Source organism: Bacillus subtilis subsp. subtilis str. 168 (assembly GCF_000009045.1).
GTDB lineage: Bacteria > Bacillota > Bacilli > Bacillales > Bacillaceae > Bacillus > Bacillus subtilis.
Window position 1 is genome coordinate 1,523,108 of the sequence record NC_000964.3, and the last position, 22,686, is coordinate 1,545,793.

Below are 22,686 nucleotides of genomic sequence, written 5' to 3' on the forward strand. Positions count from 1 at the left end.
GCCTCTTTTTTTAAACCTCCATAATGATCGGCAGGATCATTGGACGGCGCTTTGTTTTTTCGTACAAGAAAGGTGCAAGCGTGTCTGTAATTTCGTTTTTGATTTCAGACCATTGAGTCGTTTTTCGTTCCATTACTTTTTGTAAGTGATTTGAAATGAGCTCTTGAGCGTCGTTGATCAAGTCACCAGATTCTCTCATGTACACAAATCCTCTGGAAATCAAATCAGGACCCGCTGAAATCTTGAAGTCGTCCATGTCAATGCTGACAACAACGATGACAAGTCCTTCTTCAGAGAGAATTCTGCGATCACGAAGTACGATATTGCCAATATCACCGATACCGCTTCCGTCAATGTACACTGAACCGGACGGGATTTTTCCTGCAACTGAAGCCTCATCGCCTTTAAGTGCTAATACTTCACCATTATCCATGATAAAGCAGTTTTCCTCTGGGATGCCACAATCTGTTGCAAGTTTGACATGCATCTTTTGCATTCTGTACTCACCGTGAATCGGCATGAAGAATTTAGGCTTGATTAAACGAAGCATCAGCTTCTGTTCTTCCTGTCCGCCGTGACCGGATGTATGGATATCGTTAAGAGGGCCGTGAATAACCTCAGCACCCGCACGATACAGCTGGTTGATTGTTCGACTCACGCTGATTGTGTTGCCTGGGATAGGGGATGAAGAAAATACGACTGTATCCCCAGGATTGATTGAAATTTGGCGGTGTGTGCCGTTTGCAATTCTTGATAACGCCGCCATTGGTTCCCCTTGGCTTCCTGTACATAAAATTGTTACTTTATTAGCAGGCATACGATTGATTTCGTTATGCTCAATAAACGTATTTTTAGGACAGTTAATATAACCGAGTGTCTGTCCAATTTCGATAGCCGATTCCATACTGCGTCCAAATACGGCAACTTTTCTTCCATTTTGTACAGCAGCTTCAATTACCTGCTGCAAGCGGTGAATATTCGACGCAAATGTGGCGAAGATAATTCGGCCGTCCACCTTGCGGAAAATGTCATGAATGCTTTCTCCTACACGGCGCTCAGACATGGTAAACTCCGGATTTTCACTGTTTGTGCTGTCTGAAAGAAGGCACAAAACGCCTTCTTTACCGATTTCGGCCATTTTCGTTAAGTTTGCCGGCTCGCCGACTGGAGTAAAGTCGAATTTGAAATCCCCAGTATGTACGATGTTTCCGGGCGGCGTTTTTACAACAATGCCGTAGGAATCCGGAATACTGTGTGTTGTTCTGAAGAATGACACAGCCGTTTTGCGGAACTTTACAATATCATCCTCGCCGATAATGTTCAGTTTCGTCTGTCTCAATAATCCATGCTCTTCAAGTTTATTCCGAAGTAAGCCGATCGCGAGTTTTCCGCCGTATACAGGAATATTCACTTGTCTGAGCAGGTATGGAATACCGCCGATGTGGTCTTCGTGCCCGTGGGTGATAAAAAGCCCTTTAATTTTATCTTCGTTTTTGACTAAATACGTATAATCAGGGATGACGTAGTCAATTCCGAGCAGTTCGTCCTCGGGAAACTTGATCCCCGCATCAATCAGTACAATTTCATCCTGGAATTGCACCGCGTACGTATTTTTACCGATTTCGCCCAAACCTCCGAGGGCGAAAACAGCAGTCTGATCATTTTTTACAAATTTCATACCGCTCATAACTCCAATACTTTAAAATTTTCGCTCTGTTGTTCATATTCTAAGAATGCACCATCAACAGGTGTAATAAACTCAATATTAAATTTCTTTTCTTTCAGCTTTGTTCTGACGTCACGCTCAGATACGCCTTCAATATAAAGTGAATCTGTCTTTTCCCGAACAGGTACTTCGTCAGCCTTCTCTTGATAAAATACCTTATAAATCATTCCAAATCTCTCCTTAAATGCCGTATGTTAGACTCGCTCATTCTATTATATTCGAAAACGGAATATAAGGAAAGCCTTGAGCAAAATAAGGATCTCTCAAAAAGTGAAAGATCCCTTGTCAGGCAATTGCTTTCTTACGGAGCATTCCGTTCCATTGTCTTCTGAGTTTCTTTCTTAATTTACGCAGCATTAGCCAGTCCCTCCTTTAATGAAAAATTTGTCCCAGAGTTCTTTTATACAAATAGTATACGGAGATTGAGGAAGACTTTTCGTGGTTATTAATGGAATTTAATATGATTTTTGAACGAAATTGTTTGCTGAATGACAATCTTTTTGTATGATGAGGGTGGGAATTGCAGACCAAGACGATAAAGGGGAAGTTGCGATGGATTCTAAATTAATCTTTTTTGATATTGACGGCACAATATATGATCATGATAAGAATATACCGGAAAGTACGAGAAAAACCGTGGCGGAGCTTCAGCGCCAAGGGCATCATGTGTTTATTGCCAGCGGCCGGTCTCCATTTTTGGTTAAGCCGATTTTGGAGGAGCTGGGCATCCACTCATTTATTTCCTACAATGGACAGTTTGTTGTCTTTGAAAATCAAGTGATTTATAAAAATCCGCTGCCTGAAAATGCAATCAGGCGATTATTAAAGCAGGCGGATGAAGGCAAGCATCCTGTTGTGTTTATGGCTGAGGACACGATGAAAGCGACTGTTGCGGATCACCCCCATGTTCTCGAGGGAATCGGCAGCCTTAAAACAGATTATCCAGAGACCGATGACCTTTTTTATGAAGGAAAAGAAATTTTTCAGCTTCTTTTATTTTGTCAGGATGAAGAAGAAAAAGCTTATGCCGCTTTTCCTGAGTTTGATCTAGTTCGCTGGCATGAGCTATCGACTGATGTTCTGCCGCACGGAGGTTCGAAGGCAGAAGGAATCAAAAAAGTGATTGAGCGTCTTCCGTTTGATATCGGCGATACATATGCTTTCGGCGACGGATTAAATGATTTGCAAATGATTGAATACGTTGGGACAGGCGTTGCTATGGGAAATGCTGTTCCCGAACTGAAAGAAATCGCGGACTTTGTAACAAAACCGGTGGACGAGGATGGAATTGCATACGCTGTCAAAGAATTGGGCCTTTTAAAATAAAGAAACGGCTGGCATTGTGCCAGCCGTTTTCTCTTTTAGCGCTCAATTGCGATTGCATTTTCAGGTTCTTTGAAAGGATTTTCCTTATCAATATGATCATAGAACATAACGCCGTTCAAATGATCGATCTCATGCTGAAACACAATAGCCGGAAATCCTTTTAAACGAATATCAATATTTTCGCCTTCTAGTGTTGTTCCTTTTACTCTGATGCGAGCATAGCGGGGAACATAACCGGGAATCGCTTCATCCACAGAGAGGCAGCCCTCGCCGCTTGTTAAGTAGCTTTTTTCAACTGAATGGCTGACGATCTTAGGATTAAACAGAGCATAGCTGTATAATTTACCGGAAGCATCTTCCGCATGAACGGCGATCATTCGTTTTTTGATATTAATTTGAGGAGCTGCGAGTCCTACGCCAGGGCGCAGCTTGTATTTTTCGGCTAATTCTGGATTTTGGCTGTTTTTAACAAATTCGATCATGTCGGCCAGCTGCTGTTTTTCTGCATCAGTTGGAGGCAGCTCAACAGGTTCGGCAGTCTCTCTGAGGGCTGGATGGCCGTCACGTACGATGTTTTCCATAGTAATCAAGAAACTTCACTCCTAAAGCTTAATATGTAAATTATATCGGATTTCTTCACAAAGGTGCAACGAAACGAATGACCAGCCGTATATGGCTGGTCAATTTCATGCTGTGTGGTTAGCAACAGCCTCCACCTAAATAAGCAGCTCCGACAATGATTAACAGAATGAATAAAACAACGATTAGCGCAAAGGTGCGGCCGTAGCCATATCCGCAGCCACCATATCCGTAACCACCATAACTGCAGCAGCCTCCGCCGTAACCATATCCATACATATTACATAACCTCCTCTTTTAATTACGCCAGAGCCTTTATAAGTAGGCATAGCGTCTAATATAACCTATGTAAAAACAAAAAAGTTGTATGGTCATCTGTCCTGATTTTTCACTTTTTTGATTTAATTTCAGTATTGCATTTATACAGCACGGCTATTGCCAAATGTCCCCATGGATTCTATAGTAGAAATTGTCAAGATTGGGGGATTTAACGTGAAAGACGCTATAAAACGGCGGCCTGGAATCAAGATCGGAGCTTTTTGTGCCATGGCACTGATATTAACAGGATGCATGGGACAGGACCCGGTTGATTCACTTCATCATTCATTAGAAAAAGCCGCGGAATCGGAAAAGCCGTTTCAAGAAGAACAAAACACACTCAAAGAATTAGAGGCCAAAGAAAATCAGCTTTACGATAGTGTTATGAAGCTCAATATGGATGATTATAAAAAAATTGTTGCTTTATCTAATAAGGCGCTTGAAAATGTCAGCAAGCGCGAAGAACACCTAAAGCTTGAAAATGACAGCATGAAAAAATCGGAAACAGAATTTGAGGAAGCAAAAACGTCAGCGGAACATATTAAGGAAAAAGACATAAAAGAAAAGGCCGATGCCGCAGCAAACCATATGGAGAAAAGATATACATCATATGGCACTATGTATAAAGAGTATAAAAAAGCGCTTGAGCTTAATAAAAAACTGTATATGCAGCTGAAAGACAAAGATTTGACAAGAGATGATCTGGATCAGCAGATCGATAAAGTCAATGCTTCTTATGAAAAGATCCTTAAATATAGCGGAGAATTTAATGAACAAACCGAAAAATATAATAAAGCCCGGGAAGATTTATATGATGCTGCAGGCTATCGTGTGAAAAAGAGCTGACTCGATCAGCTCTTTTTTTGAATGAAATGCGATTCGGATTTCGTTCAAAATTTTCATTTCTATTGTAGTACAGCATAGTAAGGTATACTAGTACAGTTTTGGGTGCGGTTGGCATCTGTTTTTTTGATGAAAATGTAAAGCGAATACATTTATTGAAAATCAGCGATGAAAACGATTGACGGTTCTTCTTTATTTGGTGTAAACTAATCCATGTTAAGCGGTGTTGTATTAGTTTTTTACAACTTCGAAATAATACAGTTCAAAGCAGAGTGTAACTATCCTACATAAAAGGTTTTGGCAAACTGGGGATCGGCTAAAATATAATACGACTTACTGCTGATACTTTAGGGTACCCTAAGTTTGTATGTATAAAAGGAATGCACGTCTAATGACTGTTTAAAAGAAAGGAAGAGGTGACTTAGTATGGCTGCAAAAACGAAAAAAGCTATCGTTGACAGTAAGAAGCAATTTGATGCCATTAAAAAGCAGTTCGAAACGTTCCAAATTTTAAATGAAAAGGGAGAAGTCGTGAATGAAGCGGCGATGCCTGATTTAACTGATGATCAATTAAAAGAGCTAATGCGCCGCATGGTATTTACGCGTGTGCTTGACCAACGCTCTATCTCATTAAACCGTCAAGGACGTCTCGGATTTTACGCTCCTACTGCGGGTCAAGAAGCTTCTCAGATTGCAACGCATTTCGCGCTTGAAAAAGAAGACTTTGTTCTTCCTGGATACCGTGATGTGCCTCAGTTAATTTGGCACGGCCTTCCATTATATCAAGCGTTTCTTTTCTCTCGCGGACATTTCAGAGGAAACCAAATGCCTGATGATGTGAATGCCCTTTCTCCACAAATCATTATCGGTGCTCAATACATTCAAACTGCCGGTGTTGCGCTAGGTCTTAAAAAACGCGGTAAGAAAGCTGTCGCAATCACTTACACTGGTGACGGCGGAGCTTCTCAAGGGGACTTCTACGAAGGAATTAACTTTGCCGGAGCTTATAAAGCACCTGCAATCTTCGTGGTGCAAAACAACCGTTACGCGATTTCAACTCCTGTTGAAAAACAATCTGCAGCTGAAACAATTGCACAAAAAGCTGTAGCTGCCGGTATTGTCGGCGTACAAGTAGACGGAATGGATCCGCTTGCTGTATACGCAGCAACTGCTGAAGCACGCGAGCGCGCAATCAACGGCGAAGGTCCAACACTAATTGAAACACTTACATTCCGTTATGGCCCGCACACAATGGCTGGTGACGATCCTACTAAATATCGTACAAAAGAAATCGAAAATGAGTGGGAACAAAAAGATCCGCTTGTACGTTTCCGTGCGTTCCTTGAAAACAAAGGCTTATGGTCTGAAGAAGAAGAAGCAAAAGTGATTGAGGATGCGAAAGAAGAAATTAAGCAAGCGATCAAAAAAGCTGATGCTGAACCGAAGCAAAAAGTAACTGATTTAATGAAAATCATGTACGAAAAAATGCCTCACAACCTTGAGGAGCAATTTGAAATTTATACACAGAAGGAGTCGAAGTAAGCCATGGCGCAAATGACAATGATTCAAGCAATCACGGATGCGTTACGCACAGAACTGAAAAATGACGAAAATGTCTTAGTTTTCGGAGAAGACGTTGGTGTAAACGGCGGCGTATTCCGTGCGACAGAAGGATTGCAAAAAGAATTCGGTGAAGACCGTGTGTTTGACACGCCACTTGCTGAATCTGGTATCGGCGGTCTTGCCCTTGGTTTAGGCTTAAACGGCTTCCGTCCGGTAATGGAAATCCAATTCTTCGGATTTGTTTATGAAGTAATGGATTCAGTTTCTGGCCAAATGGCTCGTATGCGCTACCGTTCTGGCGGACGCTGGACTTCACCTGTAACAATTCGTTCTCCATTCGGCGGCGGTGTTCATACTCCTGAACTTCACGCTGACAGCTTGGAAGGTCTTGTTGCACAACAGCCTGGTATCAAAGTTGTTATTCCATCAACTCCTTACGATGCCAAAGGACTTTTAATTTCTGCGATCAGAGACAATGATCCTGTTGTCTTCTTAGAGCATATGAAGCTTTACCGTTCTTTCCGTCAGGAAGTTCCTGAAGAAGAATACACAATTGAGCTTGGAAAAGCTGACGTGAAACGTGAAGGTACTGATCTTTCAATCATCACTTACGGCGCAATGGTTCATGAATCATTAAAAGCTGCTGATGAGCTTGAAAAAGACGGCATTTCTGCTGAAGTTGTCGACCTTCGTACAGTAAGCCCACTTGATATCGATACAATTATCGCCTCTGTAGAAAAAACAGGACGCGCGATTGTCGTTCAAGAGGCACAAAAACAAGCCGGTATTGCTGCAAACGTAGTAGCAGAAATTAATGACCGTGCGATCCTGAGCTTGGAAGCACCTGTACTTCGCGTTGCAGCGCCAGATACAGTATTTCCTTTCTCTCAAGCGGAGAGCGTATGGCTTCCAAACCATAAAGACGTTCTTGAAACAGCAAGAAAAGTGCTTGAATTTTAATCAAACTGCATAATCGAGAGGGAAGATGAACGTTTTCCCTCTATTATATATCTGTTTTCAATGCTTACGATGTAAACTTTAAAATTGCTTAATCAAACTAGGAGGTCGAGAACTGTGGCATTTGAATTTAAACTTCCAGATATCGGGGAAGGTATCCACGAAGGCGAAATCGTAAAATGGTTTGTCAAGCCTAACGACGAGGTAGACGAAGATGATGTACTGGCTGAAGTCCAAAATGATAAAGCAGTAGTAGAAATTCCTTCACCTGTTAAAGGAAAAGTATTAGAATTAAAAGTTGAAGAGGGAACGGTTGCAACTGTTGGACAAACGATTATTACGTTTGATGCACCTGGTTACGAAGATCTTCAATTTAAAGGCAGCGACGAGTCTGACGATGCGAAAACTGAAGCACAAGTTCAGTCAACTGCAGAAGCTGGACAAGACGTTGCGAAAGAAGAGCAAGCTCAAGAGCCTGCAAAAGCTACTGGCGCAGGACAGCAGGATCAAGCTGAAGTTGACCCGAACAAACGCGTGATCGCTATGCCTTCCGTACGTAAATATGCACGTGAAAAAGGTGTAGACATCCGTAAGGTTACTGGTTCAGGCAACAACGGACGTGTTGTAAAAGAAGATATCGACAGCTTTGTAAACGGAGGAGCGCAAGAAGCTGCACCGCAAGAAACAGCTGCACCACAAGAAACAGCTGCTAAACCGGCTGCTGCACCAGCTCCAGAGGGCGAATTCCCAGAAACACGCGAAAAAATGAGCGGTATCCGTAAAGCAATTGCAAAAGCGATGGTTAACTCTAAACACACTGCTCCTCACGTAACGTTAATGGACGAAGTGGACGTAACAAACCTTGTTGCACATCGTAAACAGTTCAAACAGGTTGCTGCTGATCAAGGAATCAAGCTGACTTACTTGCCTTACGTTGTAAAAGCTCTTACATCTGCACTGAAAAAATTCCCTGTTTTAAACACGTCAATTGACGATAAAACAGATGAAGTCATCCAAAAACATTACTTCAACATCGGTATCGCTGCTGACACTGAAAAAGGCTTGCTTGTACCGGTTGTGAAAAATGCAGATCGTAAATCTGTCTTTGAAATTTCTGATGAAATCAATGGCCTTGCAACAAAAGCTCGTGAAGGCAAGCTTGCTCCAGCTGAAATGAAAGGCGCATCTTGCACAATTACAAACATCGGTTCTGCCGGCGGACAATGGTTCACTCCGGTTATCAACCATCCAGAAGTTGCGATTCTTGGTATCGGACGCATTGCAGAAAAAGCGATTGTTCGTGATGGCGAAATCGTAGCAGCTCCAGTCTTAGCTCTTTCTCTCAGCTTCGACCACCGTATGATCGACGGAGCAACTGCGCAAAATGCATTAAATCACATCAAGCGTTTACTGAACGATCCACAATTAATTTTAATGGAGGCGTAATGTTATGGTAGTAGGAGATTTCCCTATTGAAACAGATACTCTTGTAATTGGTGCGGGACCTGGCGGCTATGTAGCTGCCATCCGCGCTGCACAGCTTGGACAAAAAGTAACAGTCGTTGAAAAAGCAACTCTTGGAGGCGTTTGTCTGAACGTTGGATGTATCCCTTCAAAAGCGCTGATCAATGCAGGTCACCGTTATGAGAATGCAAAACATTCTGATGACATGGGAATCACTGCTGAGAATGTAACAGTTGATTTCACAAAAGTTCAAGAATGGAAAGCTTCTGTTGTCAACAAGCTTACTGGCGGTGTAGCAGGTCTTCTTAAAGGCAACAAAGTAGATGTTGTAAAAGGTGAAGCTTACTTTGTAGACAGCAATTCAGTTCGTGTTATGGATGAGAACTCTGCTCAAACATACACGTTTAAAAACGCAATCATTGCTACTGGTTCTCGTCCTATCGAATTGCCAAACTTCAAATATAGTGAGCGTGTCCTGAATTCAACTGGCGCTTTGGCTCTTAAAGAAATTCCTAAAAAGCTCGTTGTTATCGGCGGCGGATACATCGGAACTGAACTTGGAACTGCGTATGCTAACTTCGGTACTGAACTTGTTATTCTTGAAGGCGGAGATGAAATTCTTCCTGGCTTCGAAAAACAAATGAGTTCTCTCGTTACACGCAGACTGAAGAAAAAAGGCAACGTTGAAATCCATACAAACGCGATGGCTAAAGGCGTTGAAGAAAGACCAGACGGCGTAACAGTTACTTTCGAAGTAAAAGGCGAAGAAAAAACTGTTGATGCTGATTACGTATTGATTACAGTAGGACGCCGTCCAAACACTGATGAGCTTGGTCTTGAGCAAGTCGGTATCGAAATGACGGACCGCGGTATCGTGAAAACTGACAAACAGTGCCGCACAAACGTACCTAACATTTATGCAATCGGTGATATCATCGAAGGACCGCCGCTTGCTCATAAAGCATCTTACGAAGGTAAAATCGCTGCAGAAGCTATCGCTGGAGAGCCTGCAGAAATCGATTACCTTGGTATTCCTGCGGTTGTTTTCTCTGAGCCTGAACTTGCATCAGTTGGTTACACTGAAGCACAGGCGAAAGAAGAAGGTCTTGACATTGTTGCTGCTAAATTCCCATTTGCAGCAAACGGCCGCGCGCTTTCTCTTAACGAAACAGACGGCTTCATGAAGCTGATCACTCGTAAAGAGGACGGTCTTGTGATCGGTGCGCAAATCGCCGGAGCAAGTGCTTCTGATATGATTTCTGAATTAAGCTTAGCGATTGAAGGCGGCATGACTGCTGAAGATATCGCAATGACAATTCACGCTCACCCAACATTGGGCGAAATCACAATGGAAGCTGCTGAAGTGGCAATCGGAAGTCCGATTCACATCGTAAAATAATTTTCATATCAAAAACAGCCCCGCTTTGAGCGAGGGCTGTTTTTTTATTTTGACAGCACATGCTGTAATGGTTTAATGATGTCTTCTTTCTTTTTCACACATCCCTCGATTTTCACCACGACATGGCGCTGATCAACAACCATAAGGGTAGGGACAGTTTCAATCTCATCTTCCCAGCCTTCTTTTTTATCATAGACCTTCATTTTATCTATTTGCTCGGGATAATCTTTTTCTAAATCAAGCAGTGCATCGTAATAAGGCGCTTCCTGGTCTATTTGGTTCTCATCAGAAAAAAACAGGATTTGTGTATGATGAATGTTGTCAATCCGGCTTTTTTTCATCGGATTGATGGTGGAAAGCGTACAGCCCGATAAAGCAAATACTATTATCAGCATGGGGAATACCGCGCGATATCGCATCTATCTTCTCCTCTGTATAAACAGTAGTTAACTAGCTTTAGTTTATCACGAGAGACGGCTTAATCTGCTTCTTGTTACCTAATTGTTATATAATTGAAACCGTTTTTAAAGTGAGATTACATATTATATCAATCGTTTAAAATAGCAACCTGGGGTATATTGAATTTTTTGCTGCATTCTTGGATGAAAGTTCAAGAAAACGTGCAATTACATTATGTGCTGTGGCATATATATCGAGTAAAGCTTCTGTATGAAGAAGATATTGTATGATGGAAAATGGAAAAACAAGGTGAATATGATGATATGAAATAAAATGTGTTATACAGTTTGTTGTTGACATTTTAAATGTGACATATTAATATAATAACAACAAAAGAAATTAAGCGTTTTCAAATTTCAAAGAAATGGGGAATAAGAGATGGGTACGATTGTTTGCCAAGATTGCAACGAAGCCATTCATTACTTTGAAGATGAGAAAGTGACAACATTATATGGAACTTGCTGCGGACAATGTCAATGTCCTGTTGATGAAGAGTAAAAAAAAGCATGCGGCTTAAAGCCGCATGCTTTTTATTTTTTATTGAATTGCTTTTTGTTCTTTGATGACCCGGATCATATGTAAAGTCGAGTCCTCAGGTCCTTGAACAGGGAGGCCTGCGTCAAGGTTTTTAAAAATGTAGCTGATGTTTTCTTCTGTAATAATTTCTCCTGGGATGAAGATTGGAATACCAGGCGGATATACCATGACAAATTCAGCAATAATCCGTCCGGATGCTTCTTTTAATGGGATGACTTCCGTATTTGCATAGAAAGCATCACGCGGAGTCATTGCCAATAAAGGTATTTCTGGAAGCAGAACCTCAGTTTGCTGATGTGTTACATCTTGTTCTGACATTTGCTGTGCGATCTCAGTTAAAGCCTCTACAAGCCGGTCTGCATCATTTTGGCTGTCACCAGGAGTGAAAATACACAAAATATTGTACAGATCAGAAAGCTCCACCTCAATATTAAAGGATTCACGAAGCCATTTTTCCACGTCATGTCCTGTCAGGCCAAGACTTTTCACAGAGATAATCAATTTTGTCGGATCATAGCTGTAAGCTGCTTTCGACCCAAGAATCTCAGAACCGACACAATAAATGCCTTCAATCTGATTGAGGCGATCTCTCGTCTGATTGGCAAGCTTGAGTGTTTCCTCAGCAAGCTGGCGGCCTTCTGTTGCAAGGCGTTTTCTGGCAACATCCAAAGAAGCGAGAAGCAAGTAAGAAGTTGACGTAGTTGTCAGCATGCTCAGGATGGATTGCACTCTGTCTTTAGATACAAGGCCTTCTCTCATGTTTAAAATAGAGCTTTGTGTCAGTGATCCGCCCAGCTTGTGTACACTTGTCGCTGCTATGTCCGCTCCTGCCTGCATAGCCGATAGCGGCAATTCGTCGTGAAAATGAATGTGAACGCCGTGTGCTTCATCCACAAGCACTGGCACATCAAACGAATGAGCGAGTTCTACGATGCTTTTTAAGTCGGCTGCAACACCGAAATATGTCGGGTTGATGACGAGAAGCCCTTTTGCATCCGGATGCTCGGTAAGCGCCCGTTTAGCAGATTCAAGTGTAATTCCGTGGGAGATGCCCAATTCATTGTCAATTTCAGGATGAATAAAAATTGGAACCGCTCCGGAAAATACAATAGCTGTCATAATTGATTTATGAACATTTCTTGGAATAATAATTTTATCACCAGGTCCGCAAACAGCCATTACCATTGTCATAATGGCGCCGCTTGTTCCTTGAACAGAAAAAAATGTATGATCCGCTCCAAATGCTTCAGCAGCCAGATCTTGTGCTTGTTTAATAATGCCTTTTGGCGCGTGCAGATCGTCTAATGGTTCAATATTAATCAAATCTATGCTTAACGCGTTTTCACCGATAAATTGTCTGAATTCTGGGTCCATTCCTGCCCCTTTTTTATGGCCGGGAATGTGGAATTGAACAGGCTGTCTGCTTGCATGCTTTTTCAGTCCTGTGTATAAGGGTGTTTCATGTTGCGACAATTGTTTTCCCACCTTTGTAATCATACCTATGCATAATAGTGTGTATTAAAATCAGTTTCTCAACCGTTTTTTAGACGTAAAACAAATGAATTATATTATGAACTTGAAAGAATGTAAAGAACAATTTATGATCAAATGAAGATGCTTTCTCTTAAGGGAAGTAAATCTACAAGGAGTGAAGAAAATGGAGTATCAATATCCGATGAATGAAGATTGGACAACCGAAGAAGCAGTGGATGTGATTGCATTTTTCCAGCAGGTTGAGCTTGCATATGAAAAAGGGGCGGATCGTGAAGAACTGCTTAAAGCTTACCGCCGTTTCAAGGAAATTGTACCGGGGAAGGCCGAAGAAAAAAAGCTATGCGGCGAGTTTGAGGAACAAAGTACATATTCTCCTTATCGCACGGTCAAACAGGCGAGAGAATCTGATCACGCGAAGATTAAGATGTAAGAAAAAGAGCCGGGGGATATCCCGGCTCTTTTTTATGCTTGTGTTACTTTTTGGGTGAGACGGTACAGAAAAGCAAGCTGTTTAAAGGCATCGTCGATACGCTGAAGGAATTCCTGGTTATTCATATTCAGCACTTCTTCTTTTTGGAGCTGGATGCCGCATAACAGCTCGGCTTTCTTTACAGTCTGCAAACGCTCAAACAGTGTCTTCAGCTGTTCCTTGTCCATTTCAGACTGTTTATGTACTCCCGGTTTTGTGTGATCTGCAGACCAAACGAAGCTGTCAGGGATATTTTTCGTAATGGTTTCTTGGTTCACTTCAAGCAATTTGCCGTATTCTTCTTTGATAGGGGATTCATAAATAATCGCGAACCATACAAAGACGTGGCTTTCCCATAAACCAATTTGGAAATGCGGCAGTTTTTTATAGCCTCTTTTGCTGTTTGCGAACGCCACCCAGCTGTCAGCCGGGGGATTGACGGATCTTCTTGCGTGCTTTGCCACATGCGGAAACATTTCATCTCCGGTTAAAGCTGATAAAGTTGGGGCAAAATGTTCGCCTAGAGCTGTAAGCTTCGGACGGACCGTCTCTTTTAATACTTCCATGCGCGCGTCTAAGCCTTCTATTGTAAATGTGTTAAAGTCTTCTTCAGTGAAACGCATTTGTGTCATGATTTTCCTCCTTCATGCTAAGTATACATATTTTATCACAGTTCATACGAGCTTCAAAAAGATTGAGCGCGTTTGAAGTAAGGAGAAATGTGGTAATAAACGAGTAGGTAAACACACAATTTTCAGAATCATGTTGCGCGTAAATAGAACAATCATACGATATAAGAAGTAATCATTGTTGAATGGCAAAATGGGATGCTTTTTTACAAACAAATGATCTCTGGAAGGGGCGAAAGACAATGAGGCAAGTTGTAAAAGAGGGATTTAAGGAAGAGAAAAACAATCGTGTTGCTGTCTGGAGACTAGAGGTTGATTATGAATTGGCAACCCTATATGAAGCAATGCAGAAAGAAAATGAAGAGCAGATTGAACAAAGCAAAAACAAACTTGAGCGACTTAGAAAAGAATGGATTCGTCTTAACGGGTAAAAAAGCGATAGTGAAAACGAACCGCATGAATGGTTCGTTTTTACGTGAGAAGGGATATTTTTCATTTTCCTTGCTTTTTCATTGCCGTTATCAGTATCCTATAAAATAAAAGGTCTACATAGAAGAGAGGTACGAACGAATGACAAATTGGACGGAAATCGATGAGATTGCAAAGAAATGGATAAGAGAAGCAGGCGCGAGAATTACACAATCCATGCATGAAAGCCTGACAATTGAAACGAAATCAAATCCGAATGATTTAGTCACCAATATTGACAAAGAAACCGAAAAGTTTTTCATTGATCGAATTCAAGAAACATTTCCGGGACATCGGATACTCGGTGAAGAGGGGCAAGGAGACAAAATCCACTCACTTGAGGGAGTCGTATGGATTATTGATCCGATTGATGGGACGATGAATTTTGTGCACCAGCAAAGAAATTTTGCGATTTCCATTGGGATTTTTGAAAACGGTGAAGGTAAAATCGGTTTAATTTATGATGTGGTGCACGATGAGTTGTATCACGCATTTAGCGGCAGAGGAGCTTATATGAATGAAACGAAGCTGGCTCCATTAAAAGAAACCGTCATTGAAGAAGCGATTCTTGCCATTAATGCAACATGGGTAACGGAAAACAGAAGAATTGATCAAAGTGTGTTAGCGCCACTTGTGAAAAGAGTCAGAGGCACACGCTCCTACGGTTCTGCCGCTTTAGAGCTGGCAAATGTCGCGGCAGGAAGAATAGATGCTTACATCACGATGCGGCTTGCGCCATGGGACTACGCAGCCGGCTGTGTGCTGTTAAATGAAGTAGGAGGCACCTATACGACCATTGAAGGAGAGCCGTTTACCTTTTTAGAAAACCACAGTGTGCTAGCCGGAAACCCATCTATACATAAAACGATATTTGAAGAGTATCTTCATGCTCGGAAGTAGGCCATTTGAGCAGGATGATCTCAGCTTGTTAGAAAAGCTCGCGGAGGCTCATCCTGTATGGAAAGAGGAGGAGTTTGGAGATAAAGATGCAGAAGACTATATCATTTCCTACTCCATGTACAACGGTTCATGGCTTGTATGGGAAAAAGACGGTATGCCTGTTGCCGTCAGCTACCATCTCGAGTGGTCTCCTTCAAACGGTAAGCCGTGGCTCGGAACGGTCCTGATTGACCCGGCTGAAGAAAAAAAGGGACATGCGAAGATGATCATTGAACAGATCAGCAAATTGCTTAGAGCGAAACATAAAGCGATGTTTGCGGGAGTTCCCATTGAGCGCAGGGAATGGATACTGTTTTTAAGCCAATGCGGCTTTGAACAGCTGAAAACGGAAAAAGATGAGAAAGGCAAATCATTTATGATCTTGGTGAAGCCTTTAGCAGAAGCTGCCGTATGATAATGGCAGCTTATTTGCTGCATGCGGGTTCAATAAAAAGCCTCTCAAACATTGAGAGGCTTCTGATGATTTGAAAATTATTTTTTTACCGCATGAATATAATGAATCGTTTCAAACGCTGACAAATTGTCTTTTCGATTACTAAAGAAAAGGTCATTGATGTCGTCTGGTGATAGATGTTCATAGATCAGTAAACCAGATGACTCTAACAGATGTTCAATCTCTTGATAAGTGAAACATGATTTCATCGGTTCCCCGCTTGCGGCAGCCATCTTCACCATATGTTCAACTCGATTCGACGTCCCTTTTGCTGTAAAAAGTGTTTCGTCCGCATAATCAAAAACAATAGAGCTTCCAGGCGGGACATGAGAAAATAAATTGCTGATCAAGCTTGCATTTTCTTCCCGTGTTACATAATAAGACACTCCGAGAAGGCTGAAGAATGTTTTTGTGTTTTTAAATCCTTCATCTAAGAGAGGATCATACGAAAACGTTTTGGTGAAATCCATAGGAACAAAATGAAGATGACCCGGAATTGTCAGATTTGCATCCTTCAGCTTATTTTTTTTCAATTGCTGTGTGGCCGGATGATCAACCTCGAAAACCTGTAAGCTGTTTTCTAATTCTGGATGCCGAAAGCAGAAAGTATCCAGTCCCGCTCCAAGAATGACATACTGTTTTGCCCCCAGGATTAATTCGTTGTGCAAGACTTTTTCACAATAAGAAGCACGTGCTAGGGGCGTTGGAGACAGCTGGATTTGTGCAACCCATTTTAATATTTTTTCAGGATCATTTTGAAGACGTTCGGCGATCTCTTTGTTGAAAAACGATATTTCTTGAATCATATTTTTACTGATGTCGATAAACTCTTTTTCGTTAATGAGATCTTTTGCGATAAAATCATCAAAAATAAGAGGTGTGTCATATCGGCTGTGATATGCACGGGCAAAAGCTGAAATTAGAGACGTTAAGCTGGACTCATTTTTCCTCATGAAATGATCCTCCACAAAAAATAAGATTCCCCTGGCCAGGAGAATCTTATTATACATACAAATATATTAATAGTAAATTTTAGCATAAATAAATTTTTTTGTCAATGTTTTTGCTCTTAACTGGACGCGCGATCCTTCACATAGCCACGTGACCTGTAGCAGAATTCGTCTATCAATTATGTGGACTGAATCATTAGCTTTTATAAAATGCGCACTTGCGGCTGCATCCCTCTTTATGCAAATCAGGAGCGGTTTTCTGTCTCATGGCAGCATCTTTTCGTCGTTTCAGCTGAGAGAGAAATCAAGATATGTAACAATAAAAGCCTGAGGGATCTCAGGCTTTTCCTAATATTACAATCCAACAGCATTCCAGGCTGCTTCAACTTTAGCGGCATCAGTTGAGCCGTAGAGGTCACGGGCAGACTGAATGAGAGCTGCCTTGGCATCTTTGAACGTGGAAGAAGGCGTGAGGTACGTTGTTAACGCACGGTAATAGATTTGCTGTGATTTAGATACACCAAGTTTTGTGATGGTGTTGTAAGCGGCTTTGTTTGGAATTCCGCTGTTTGTGTGTACACCGCCATAATCGCCTTCATCTGTGTTTGGAAGGTTTCGGTAATTGGCGTAATTGTCAGGCTGGTTGTATTTTGTAGGGTTGGACAGGCTGCGAAGAGCAGGCTGGCTGACCGTAATGTCTTCACCGATGTCCCAGTCTTCTGTATCGTTAAAATACCCGAATACGTCAGAGAAAGACTCGTTTAATGCACCTGGCTGATTTTCATAAATCAAGTTGGCTGTTTCTTGGGTGACGCCATGTGTCATTTCATGCGCTGTCACATCTAATGAGCCGGAAAGCGGAGAGAAGAATGAACCGTCGCCATCACCGTAAATCATCTGGTCTCCTGTCCATGCAGCGTTATTGTATTGAGTGCCGTAGTGAACGGAAGAAACGATTTTACTGCCTTTGTTATCATAGCTGTTTCGTTTAAAGTTTGAATAAAAATAATCGTACACTTTACCGAGGTTATAGTGTGCGTCAACGGCTGCCCGCTGTGATGAAGATGTAAATGTTTTCGTTGTGCTTGAGACAAGCGTGCCCGGAAGGCGGCTTTGTCTGTTTTGCAAATCATATGTGATGATTTGGGTGCCTGTTGGTTTTGAAAGATCTCTTAGAACATATTTTCCGCCTTCATAAGAGATGTTCAAAGGAACAGTTGCGCCCTTTAGCGTTGTTCCGCTTCCAGTGGCGGCGGCATGTTCTACTTTATTTTGCTGTTTTAAAATGCTGCCTGTTTCGGCGTCAACTAAGACTTCCCAGTTTGCAGGTTCAGGCTCGACATAGCGAATCGTCACGTCGTAAGCAAGACGATAGCTGCCGTCTTTTGTTTCTATCGCTTTTAATTCGGCTTTATTGCTGTTTTTGGCCGCTCCGTTAGAAACAGCGTCTGGTGATTTGCCGATAGCTTTGAAAGCGAGTGCCAGCGCTTTTTCAGAAGAGACTTTTTGGCTGTTATCTGTTTTTGCAGCAGATTGATTGTGTAATTCACCATTGACCGCATAGACATTATCGGATTTATCGACGTGAACGATCACTTGCGAATCTTTAATTGGCACTCCGTTAACGACAGGCGCATATCGAAAGTGCTTGTATCCAAGGGCATCAGTCGTGCTTTCAACAAGCTTCAGCCTTTTGGAAGGGTCACCTTTAAAAATGTTGCTGTTCTTTTTCAAAAACTGCTTGACAGCCTTGTCATTTGGTGCAGAGAGTTCTGATTGCGCAATCGCGTTTTTGGAGAGGAAATTTGTTTGATTCTCTTTAAGCTGATGACCTTCAGCAGCCTGAACACCTGGCAGGCTGATTGATAAACTCATAAACGAAGCAGCGACAGCAACAGACAATTTCTTACCTAAACCCACAATAAATCCCCCTTTTTGAAAATACTGAAAACTTTATATTGTTATATTAAACTAGCATTCTGGAATACTCAACAAAAACTAACATAACTAGACAAAATTGATAGTATTGTCCTGTGTTTGTTTTTGTTGAATAATATCAAGATGAGTCAAGTGTCATGTGGTGGTTCATTCAAGAGTTATGTTTTTTACATATCAAGGGGAAGATGAGATATTTTTGTTTCATCTTGAAACTTTTTGAAAAGTCCGCTGTCTAACCGAATGAGGCCTTAATAAGAAGTAAAGGATTGTTGTTCGTGTTGGAGTTATTCAGTCATTATGTATTGCATTTCGAACGTTATTTTATATTAAGCAGACAAAGCACCCTGCTGATTCAATGGTCAATTGTTGTTCTGGCGGGCTTATATCTTTTGGTGCATCATCCCAAAATAAACCGGCAGCGCACAATGTTCTTGGCGGGTGTTATATTGCGGATTGTGCTGCTGGCGGGAGTGTCTGTTGAACTTATTCACCAGGTGCAATCAACAAACTTCACCAGCGCTTACTTAAGAGAGGACGGAAAAGAACTGCTGCCGCTGCTGCATTTTTTGTTATACGGATATGTGCTGCTGACGGCTTTTCACTATATGCTGATGCCGCGTGATCATGGCGGAAAGGGTAAGTTTTATACGTTCGACCTTGCTGTTGTCAGTTTGCCGATCGTACAAATGATTTTTAGTTTCTTTTCGTATTGGAAGGAATACCCGGATGGGATGGAGCCGATTGCATTCGTGTTTCTGTTTTTCATCATCACTCTTCCCATTGCGTTGAATGTAGTGTTTTTCAAGCTGTATTGGAGAACGGATAAGATCTTACTAGGCTTATTTTATACGCTGATTATCGGACTGCTTGTCTTGCTGCTTGCGCCATATCCCAATCAAATCTCAAAAGATTATGGTGCAGTAATGCCATATACGATTTATTTGGCAATGGCGGGATTTTTGATGAGCTATCATCTGTTCCAAAAGTCAGGAAAGGTTTATGTGCGTGTGAATAAGTGGGTGACGATGGCTGTCATGGTGTTTTTTGTCCTGCTGTTAAATCCGATATATAACATAGGAACGGCTGCTTTCGCTGTATCAAAGCCAGCAAATGTCCATGATTCATTCAATTTTGTCGGGGAGCACATTTCATCAGAAAAAGCGGAACAGATACTAAAGTCATTTTTTCCTACGGATGAAACACTTTATTTGCACGATACAAACATGGATGTGCATTATTTCTACTCATTTGAAAGCAAAGGTTACAAAGCTGAGGTAGATGAAGTATCGCAGCTAATTCGTAATTATGAATACTTACAAAAAGCACATGGGAAAAAGCTAACGAATCAGGAGTACAAGCGAAAGTCCATCGCTTTCCTTGAGCGACACGGACGTGTGTTACATAAGGATCATATCGAAACAAAGGTATCTCAAGAAGACGGCCAGACAGTCGTACGTATTTACCTGAAAAATCAACTTCATAAAAAAGATCATGCTGATGATGGCGCGGTATTTTATTGGGAAAAGGAAACCTTAATGGGGTTTAGTGAAGATCCTTCGATTTATCAGCTTGACTCTCTTCTGCATGTTCATATAACGGAACAAGACATTCACGACAAAGTGGAACAAATGTTTACAGCGCTGAACATATCAAAACAGCCTTATCAGATCACTGATATTGAAAGCGACAGCCTGCTTGGAAGCATGGTGAGAGTTGAAACAAAAGTTGGAATTGTTTTGGAATTTGAGGGCGAATCAGGTTGTTTACATAGTCTTTCGCTTCCGATGAAAAAGAATATCTCAATGGCTAACAGCCGGCTGCAGCATCAGATATTATCGATCTTCGATGCTCGTGGATCAGAAAAGAAGAAAAAAAGCAGTCAGGGTGACATGGTGATGTATACTGATTCTTCTAAAACATATGAGTTTGTTGAAGCTCAAGGTCAGCTAAACGTTTATGTATACAGCGATACACCTGATCAGTCATTCCCCTATACGTATCGTAATGGAACATTGGCTTACGAAAAAGTAGCTTCTCTATATCAGGATGTCATTTACAAAAAGCGTATGCGTCCGATTATCGTTCAAAGAGGGGATGAACGGCATTATGCATGGCTGATCATTATTCAGCCGTTTGGTTCAAATCGCCATGATGCCTATGTAGTGGATGGAGAAACACAAGAGGTGAAAAGTCTTTATGAATCATAAAGAAAAAGAGTCTGTTTTTGTAGACTTATACGACCTGTATAAAGAAGGAGAGCTAGAGGATGAATCAATGGAATGGATGAAACAGCATGAATCCCTATTTCAAAAGAATGCGGAAGACTTAAAGAGTAAAACTTGTTTAAAGAGAAGTCCCGGTGCTGAAGAAGAAAGCCAAATCAGATATATGAAAGTATACCTGTCTTCCATGTATATCTGTTTCATTTTATTGGCCATTTGGATGACGGTGTGGTTTTATTTTTAATGAAGCATAGGGATTCCATTGAGGACTTGTATCGGCAGTATTATCAAGAAATTTTAAATTATTTATTCAGAAGGACTCATCATCTTGAAACAGCCAAGGACTTAGCGCAGGACACGTTTGTAAAAGCTCTTAACGGTCTGGCTTCGTTTAGGGGGCATTCTTCCATCAGAACATGGCTCTACACCATTGCGCATCATACCTTTATCAATTGGTACCGAAGGGATGTCAAATACCAATTTACTGAAATCAGCAAAAATGAAGGGTTAACGCAAACAACTTATGACCAGCCTGAACAGTATCTGTCACGGACGGTGAAAAGCGAAACACTGCGGCAGGAGCTCCTGAAGTTAAAAGATCAGCATCAATCCGTTTTGATTTTAAGAGAATTCCAAGAGCTTTCTTATGAAGAAATCGCTGAGATATTAGGATGGAGTCTTTCTAAGGTGAATACCACATTGCACCGGGCTAGATTAGAGCTAAAGAAAAACATGACGAAAAGTAGAGAGGAGGAGCGGATATGACCTGCTTTCTAGTAAGAGACCTGCTTCCTCTGTATCTTGAAGGTGATTGTAAAAGAGAAACGGAACACGTTATAGAAGAGCATTTAAAAATGTGCAGCAGCTGCAGAGACATGTATGACACGATGGCTGAGCCATTTGAATTGGAAAGCGAACAGGCCGTTGAGGAGGCTTATCTGCCGGAAGAAGAACTGCGTTTTAAACAGAGGTACTATGGATTACTGATCATGAAAGCTGCCTGCTGGTTTGGAGCGGCGGTTGCCATGATGCTGATCATCAAACTGCTGATATAAAAAAAGCGCTTGTCCGATTCCGGCAAGCGCTTTTTTACATTAAGCCTGGGGATGAATCATATCGTAAATAGCGGCAAGCTGTTCTTGTGACAGGGCACTGAAGAGTTTTTCATAAACGTCAGCTTGCAGTGGCGTTGCACCTGCTTGTAGCGCTGCGTCTTTATCATAGCTGTACACATCATCTTGTAGCACAATGGCTGCTTGAAGAATGTGAATCTTGAGAGAAACAGCGGAGAAAAATTGTTCAAGTGCAAGTGCTTCTTTTTCTGTGAAGCCAAGTTCAACTGCTTTTTCTGTATCAAATTTGTAATTTCCATCCTCGAGATACACACATTGTGAAACAATGCTGAAAAATTCTGATGTCGATTCCCAGAGTGTAGCAATTACCTGAGCCTCTTCTTTTGTCATTCCTAACTCGACAGCTTTTTCGCTGTCAAAATAATATACACCGTCTTGTTCGTATATACATTGATTTAATATATCAATGAATGTATTGAGATCTTCGTTAGTGCTCGCCTGATGCTGGAGTTGAACAGCAGTGTTATCAACCGGTGTTTTTGCGCTGGCTGCATCAGGACCGAACGTTAATAGAGCAGCTGAGGTCATTGCGGCAGTCGTTAACATAGCTTTTTTTACAAATGTTTTCTTCATGTTTCTTCTCTCCCTTTTATGAATTGTGCTACAAATTCCATTATAGGGAGTAGTTTCCGGTGGAGGAATAGGCGCTATGGTATTTTATGTGTATCGTTGCCGAACTACTTTTTGAAGGCTGCACGTGTGATCGTTAGAACGATTGTCTATGTATGAAGGCTGTTTTGCATCTTCCTGACTAAGAAACAGGGGAGATAAGGCTTAAAGAAATGAAAAACACCGCTTTCTTTGCGGTGTTTTTTGATT

At 41.6% G+C, this 22,686-nt stretch carries 26 protein-coding genes and 1 other RNA gene; 16 read left to right on the forward strand and 11 right to left on the reverse strand.

Annotated features, from left to right (window positions below; all coding sequences use genetic code 11):
* Window positions 1–10: 10 nt before the first annotated feature.
* Window positions 11–1,678 carry a ribonuclease J1 gene (gene rnjA, locus BSU_14530; RefSeq protein NP_389336.1) on the reverse strand — a complete coding sequence of 556 codons (1,668 nt, stop codon included), beginning with the start codon at window positions 1,676–1,678 and terminating at the stop codon, window positions 11–13.
* Window positions 1,679–1,683: 5 nt separating this feature from the next.
* Window positions 1,684–1,893: an omega 1 subunit of RNA polymerase gene (gene rnpZA, locus BSU_14540; RefSeq protein ID NP_389337.1), complete on the reverse strand. Its 210-nt coding sequence runs from the start codon at window positions 1,891–1,893 to the stop codon at window positions 1,684–1,686.
* Between the two features lie 385 nt (window positions 1,894–2,278).
* On the opposite strand from rnpZA, the gene ykrA reads away from it, so the two are divergent.
* On the forward strand, window positions 2,279–3,052 hold the full coding sequence (ykrA, locus tag BSU_14550) for a putative hydrolase (RefSeq protein ID NP_389338.1): 774 nt from the start codon (window positions 2,279–2,281) through the stop codon (window positions 3,050–3,052).
* 35 nt (window positions 3,053–3,087) lie between these two features.
* Here the strand turns inward: ykrA and defB are convergent, their stop codons facing one another.
* The 3 genes from defB to BSU_14568 all read right to left on the reverse strand — a co-directional run bounded on the left by defB (window position 3,088) and on the right by BSU_14568 (window position 3,960).
* Entirely contained in the window at window positions 3,088–3,642 is a 555-nt protein-coding gene (gene defB, locus BSU_14560; RefSeq protein ID NP_389339.1) for an N-formyl-cysteine deformylase (promiscuous), read from the reverse strand.
* A 109-nt stretch (window positions 3,643–3,751) separates the two neighbouring features.
* On the reverse strand, window positions 3,752–3,910 hold the full coding sequence (gene ykzV, locus BSU_14569) for a putative type I toxin (toxin I motif) (RefSeq protein ID YP_003097725.1): 159 nt from the start codon (window positions 3,908–3,910) through the stop codon (window positions 3,752–3,754).
* Entirely contained in the window at window positions 3,817–3,960 is a 144-nt protein-coding gene (locus BSU_14568) for a putative antitoxin (RefSeq protein YP_009513955.1), read from the reverse strand. The genes ykzV and BSU_14568 overlap by 94 nt, the downstream gene beginning before the upstream one ends.
* 163 nt (window positions 3,961–4,123) lie before the next feature.
* Here BSU_14568 and ykyA point away from each other — a divergent pair, with 163 nt between their 5' ends.
* The 5 genes from ykyA to pdhD all read left to right on the forward strand — a co-directional run bounded on the left by ykyA (window position 4,124) and on the right by pdhD (window position 10,175).
* Window positions 4,124–4,795: a putative lipoprotein gene (ykyA, locus tag BSU_14570; RefSeq protein ID NP_389340.2), complete on the forward strand. Its 672-nt coding sequence runs from the start codon at window positions 4,124–4,126 to the stop codon at window positions 4,793–4,795.
* Between the two features lie 423 nt (window positions 4,796–5,218).
* Window positions 5,219–6,334: a pyruvate dehydrogenase (E1 alpha subunit) gene (gene pdhA / locus BSU_14580; RefSeq protein ID NP_389341.1), complete on the forward strand. Its 1,116-nt coding sequence runs from the start codon at window positions 5,219–5,221 to the stop codon at window positions 6,332–6,334.
* Window positions 6,335–6,337: 3 nt separating this feature from the next.
* On the forward strand, window positions 6,338–7,315 hold the full coding sequence (gene pdhB / locus BSU_14590; protein ID NP_389342.1) for a pyruvate dehydrogenase (E1 beta subunit): 978 nt from the start codon (window positions 6,338–6,340) through the stop codon (window positions 7,313–7,315).
* Window positions 7,316–7,429: 114 nt separating this feature from the next.
* Window positions 7,430–8,758, forward strand: coding sequence for a pyruvate dehydrogenase (dihydrolipoamide acetyltransferase E2 subunit) (pdhC, locus tag BSU_14600; RefSeq protein ID NP_389343.1), 1,329 nt, complete (start codon window positions 7,430–7,432; stop codon window positions 8,756–8,758).
* 4 nt (window positions 8,759–8,762) lie between these two features.
* Window positions 8,763–10,175: a dihydrolipoamide dehydrogenase E3 subunit of both pyruvate dehydrogenase and 2-oxoglutarate dehydrogenase complexes gene (gene pdhD, locus BSU_14610; protein NP_389344.1), complete on the forward strand. Its 1,413-nt coding sequence runs from the start codon at window positions 8,763–8,765 to the stop codon at window positions 10,173–10,175.
* 44 nt (window positions 10,176–10,219) lie between these two features.
* Here pdhD and slp read toward each other — a convergent pair whose 3' ends face one another.
* The gene (gene slp, locus BSU_14620) at window positions 10,220–10,594 is read right to left on the reverse strand and encodes a small peptidoglycan-associated lipoprotein (RefSeq protein NP_389345.1); all 375 of its coding nucleotides are present in this window, start codon (window positions 10,592–10,594) and stop codon (window positions 10,220–10,222) included.
* A 368-nt stretch (window positions 10,595–10,962) separates the two neighbouring features.
* On the opposite strand from slp, the gene srrA reads away from it, so the two are divergent.
* Window positions 10,963–11,173, forward strand: an RNA gene (srrA, locus tag BSU_misc_RNA_70) — small regulatory RNA and messenger RNA (arginine metabolism).
* A complete protein-coding gene (gene rgpA / locus BSU_14629) occupies window positions 11,013–11,132 on the forward strand; it encodes a regulator of GapA synthesis (protein YP_003097726.1) in 120 nt (39 codons plus the stop codon). The genes srrA and rgpA overlap by 120 nt, the downstream gene beginning before the upstream one ends.
* Window positions 11,172–12,644, reverse strand: a complete 1,473-nt coding sequence (gene speA, locus BSU_14630; protein ID NP_389346.1) for an arginine decarboxylase — start codon at window positions 12,642–12,644, stop codon at window positions 11,172–11,174. The genes srrA and speA overlap by 2 nt on opposite strands.
* Before the next feature lie 184 nt (window positions 12,645–12,828).
* Here speA and yktA point away from each other — a divergent pair, with 184 nt between their 5' ends.
* Entirely contained in the window at window positions 12,829–13,095 is a 267-nt protein-coding gene (gene yktA / locus BSU_14640; RefSeq protein ID NP_389347.1) for a hypothetical protein, read from the forward strand.
* 32 nt (window positions 13,096–13,127) lie between these two features.
* On the opposite strand, the gene yktB is transcribed toward yktA, so the two are convergent.
* On the reverse strand, window positions 13,128–13,766 hold the full coding sequence (yktB, locus tag BSU_14650; protein NP_389348.1) for a hypothetical protein: 639 nt from the start codon (window positions 13,764–13,766) through the stop codon (window positions 13,128–13,130).
* A gap of 239 nt (window positions 13,767–14,005) precedes the next feature.
* Between yktB and ykzI the strand changes: the two genes are divergently transcribed.
* From ykzI to ykzC, 3 genes are all read left to right on the forward strand, one after another.
* The gene (gene ykzI, locus BSU_14660) at window positions 14,006–14,194 is read left to right on the forward strand and encodes a conserved general stress protein (RefSeq protein NP_389349.1); all 189 of its coding nucleotides are present in this window, start codon (window positions 14,006–14,008) and stop codon (window positions 14,192–14,194) included.
* Window positions 14,195–14,333: 139 nt separating this feature from the next.
* On the forward strand, window positions 14,334–15,131 hold the full coding sequence (gene suhB, locus BSU_14670) for an inositol monophosphatase / 5' nucleotidase (purine nucleoside monophosphate) (RefSeq protein ID NP_389350.1): 798 nt from the start codon (window positions 14,334–14,336) through the stop codon (window positions 15,129–15,131).
* Window positions 15,132–15,156: 25 nt separating this feature from the next.
* The gene (gene ykzC, locus BSU_14680; protein ID NP_389351.1) at window positions 15,157–15,585 is read left to right on the forward strand and encodes a putative acyltransferase; all 429 of its coding nucleotides are present in this window, start codon (window positions 15,157–15,159) and stop codon (window positions 15,583–15,585) included.
* A gap of 77 nt (window positions 15,586–15,662) precedes the next feature.
* On the opposite strand, the gene yktD is transcribed toward ykzC, so the two are convergent.
* Together yktD and nprE are read right to left on the reverse strand one after the other, a co-directional pair.
* The gene (gene yktD, locus BSU_14690; protein NP_389352.1) at window positions 15,663–16,577 is read right to left on the reverse strand and encodes a putative AdoMet-dependent methyltransferase; all 915 of its coding nucleotides are present in this window, start codon (window positions 16,575–16,577) and stop codon (window positions 15,663–15,665) included.
* Window positions 16,578–16,928: 351 nt separating this feature from the next.
* Window positions 16,929–18,494 (reverse strand): extracellular neutral metalloprotease, encoded by a 1,566-nt coding sequence (gene nprE, locus BSU_14700; protein NP_389353.1) that lies wholly within the window; start codon window positions 18,492–18,494, stop codon window positions 16,929–16,931.
* 284 nt (window positions 18,495–18,778) lie between these two features.
* On the opposite strand from nprE, the gene ylaA reads away from it, so the two are divergent.
* Genes ylaA through sigQ form a run of 4 tightly spaced genes read left to right on the forward strand, consistent with a single transcriptional unit; the run spans window position 18,779 to window position 21,789 of the window.
* Entirely contained in the window at window positions 18,779–20,719 is a 1,941-nt protein-coding gene (gene ylaA / locus BSU_14710; RefSeq protein ID NP_389354.1) for a hypothetical protein, read from the forward strand.
* The gene (gene ylaB / locus BSU_14720) at window positions 20,709–20,978 is read left to right on the forward strand and encodes a hypothetical protein (RefSeq protein ID NP_389355.1); all 270 of its coding nucleotides are present in this window, start codon (window positions 20,709–20,711) and stop codon (window positions 20,976–20,978) included. The genes ylaA and ylaB overlap by 11 nt, the downstream gene beginning before the upstream one ends.
* A complete protein-coding gene (gene sigP / locus BSU_14730) occupies window positions 20,978–21,499 on the forward strand; it encodes an RNA polymerase ECF-type sigma factor (RefSeq protein NP_389356.1) in 522 nt (173 codons plus the stop codon). The genes ylaB and sigP overlap by 1 nt, the downstream gene beginning before the upstream one ends.
* Window positions 21,496–21,789 carry an anti-SigP(YlaC) sigma factor gene (gene sigQ / locus BSU_14740; protein NP_389357.1) on the forward strand — a complete coding sequence of 98 codons (294 nt, stop codon included), beginning with the start codon at window positions 21,496–21,498 and terminating at the stop codon, window positions 21,787–21,789. Before sigP ends, sigQ begins: the two co-directional genes overlap by 4 nt.
* Before the next feature lie 39 nt (window positions 21,790–21,828).
* Here sigQ and ylaE read toward each other — a convergent pair whose 3' ends face one another.
* Window positions 21,829–22,440 carry a hypothetical protein gene (ylaE, locus tag BSU_14750; protein ID NP_389358.1) on the reverse strand — a complete coding sequence of 204 codons (612 nt, stop codon included), beginning with the start codon at window positions 22,438–22,440 and terminating at the stop codon, window positions 21,829–21,831.
* Window positions 22,441–22,686: the final 246 nt, after the last annotated feature.

Excerpts from the sequence above, each read along its gene's own strand:
- rnjA (NP_389336.1), bottom strand. The coding sequence starts at position 1,678 with ATGAAATTTGTAAAAAATGATCAGACTGCTGTTTTCGCCCTCGGAGGT.
- rnpZA (NP_389337.1), bottom strand. The coding sequence starts at position 1,893 with ATGATTTATAAGGTATTTTATCAAGAGAAGGCTGACGAAGTACCTGTT.
- ykrA (NP_389338.1), top strand. The coding sequence starts at position 2,279 with ATGGATTCTAAATTAATCTTTTTTGATATTGACGGCACAATATATGAT.
- ykzV (YP_003097725.1), bottom strand. The coding sequence starts at position 3,910 with ATGTATGGATATGGTTACGGCGGAGGCTGCTGCAGTTATGGTGGTTAC.
- BSU_14568 (YP_009513955.1), bottom strand. The coding sequence starts at position 3,960 with ATGCCTACTTATAAAGGCTCTGGCGTAATTAAAAGAGGAGGTTATGTA.
- pdhA (NP_389341.1), top strand. The coding sequence starts at position 5,219 with ATGGCTGCAAAAACGAAAAAAGCTATCGTTGACAGTAAGAAGCAATTT.
- pdhB (NP_389342.1), top strand. The coding sequence starts at position 6,338 with ATGGCGCAAATGACAATGATTCAAGCAATCACGGATGCGTTACGCACA.
- pdhD (NP_389344.1), top strand. The coding sequence starts at position 8,763 with ATGGTAGTAGGAGATTTCCCTATTGAAACAGATACTCTTGTAATTGGT.
- slp (NP_389345.1), bottom strand. The coding sequence starts at position 10,594 with ATGCGATATCGCGCGGTATTCCCCATGCTGATAATAGTATTTGCTTTA.
- rgpA (YP_003097726.1), top strand. The coding sequence starts at position 11,013 with ATGGGTACGATTGTTTGCCAAGATTGCAACGAAGCCATTCATTACTTT.
- yktA (NP_389347.1), top strand. The coding sequence starts at position 12,829 with ATGGAGTATCAATATCCGATGAATGAAGATTGGACAACCGAAGAAGCA.
- yktB (NP_389348.1), bottom strand. The coding sequence starts at position 13,766 with ATGACACAAATGCGTTTCACTGAAGAAGACTTTAACACATTTACAATA.
- ykzI (NP_389349.1), top strand. The coding sequence starts at position 14,006 with ATGAGGCAAGTTGTAAAAGAGGGATTTAAGGAAGAGAAAAACAATCGT.
- suhB (NP_389350.1), top strand. The coding sequence starts at position 14,334 with ATGACAAATTGGACGGAAATCGATGAGATTGCAAAGAAATGGATAAGA.
- yktD (NP_389352.1), bottom strand. The coding sequence starts at position 16,577 with ATGAGGAAAAATGAGTCCAGCTTAACGTCTCTAATTTCAGCTTTTGCC.
- ylaB (NP_389355.1), top strand. The coding sequence starts at position 20,709 with ATGAATCATAAAGAAAAAGAGTCTGTTTTTGTAGACTTATACGACCTG.
- sigP (NP_389356.1), top strand. The coding sequence starts at position 20,978 with ATGAAGCATAGGGATTCCATTGAGGACTTGTATCGGCAGTATTATCAA.
- sigQ (NP_389357.1), top strand. The coding sequence starts at position 21,496 with ATGACCTGCTTTCTAGTAAGAGACCTGCTTCCTCTGTATCTTGAAGGT.
- ylaE (NP_389358.1), bottom strand. The coding sequence starts at position 22,440 with ATGAAGAAAACATTTGTAAAAAAAGCTATGTTAACGACTGCCGCAATG.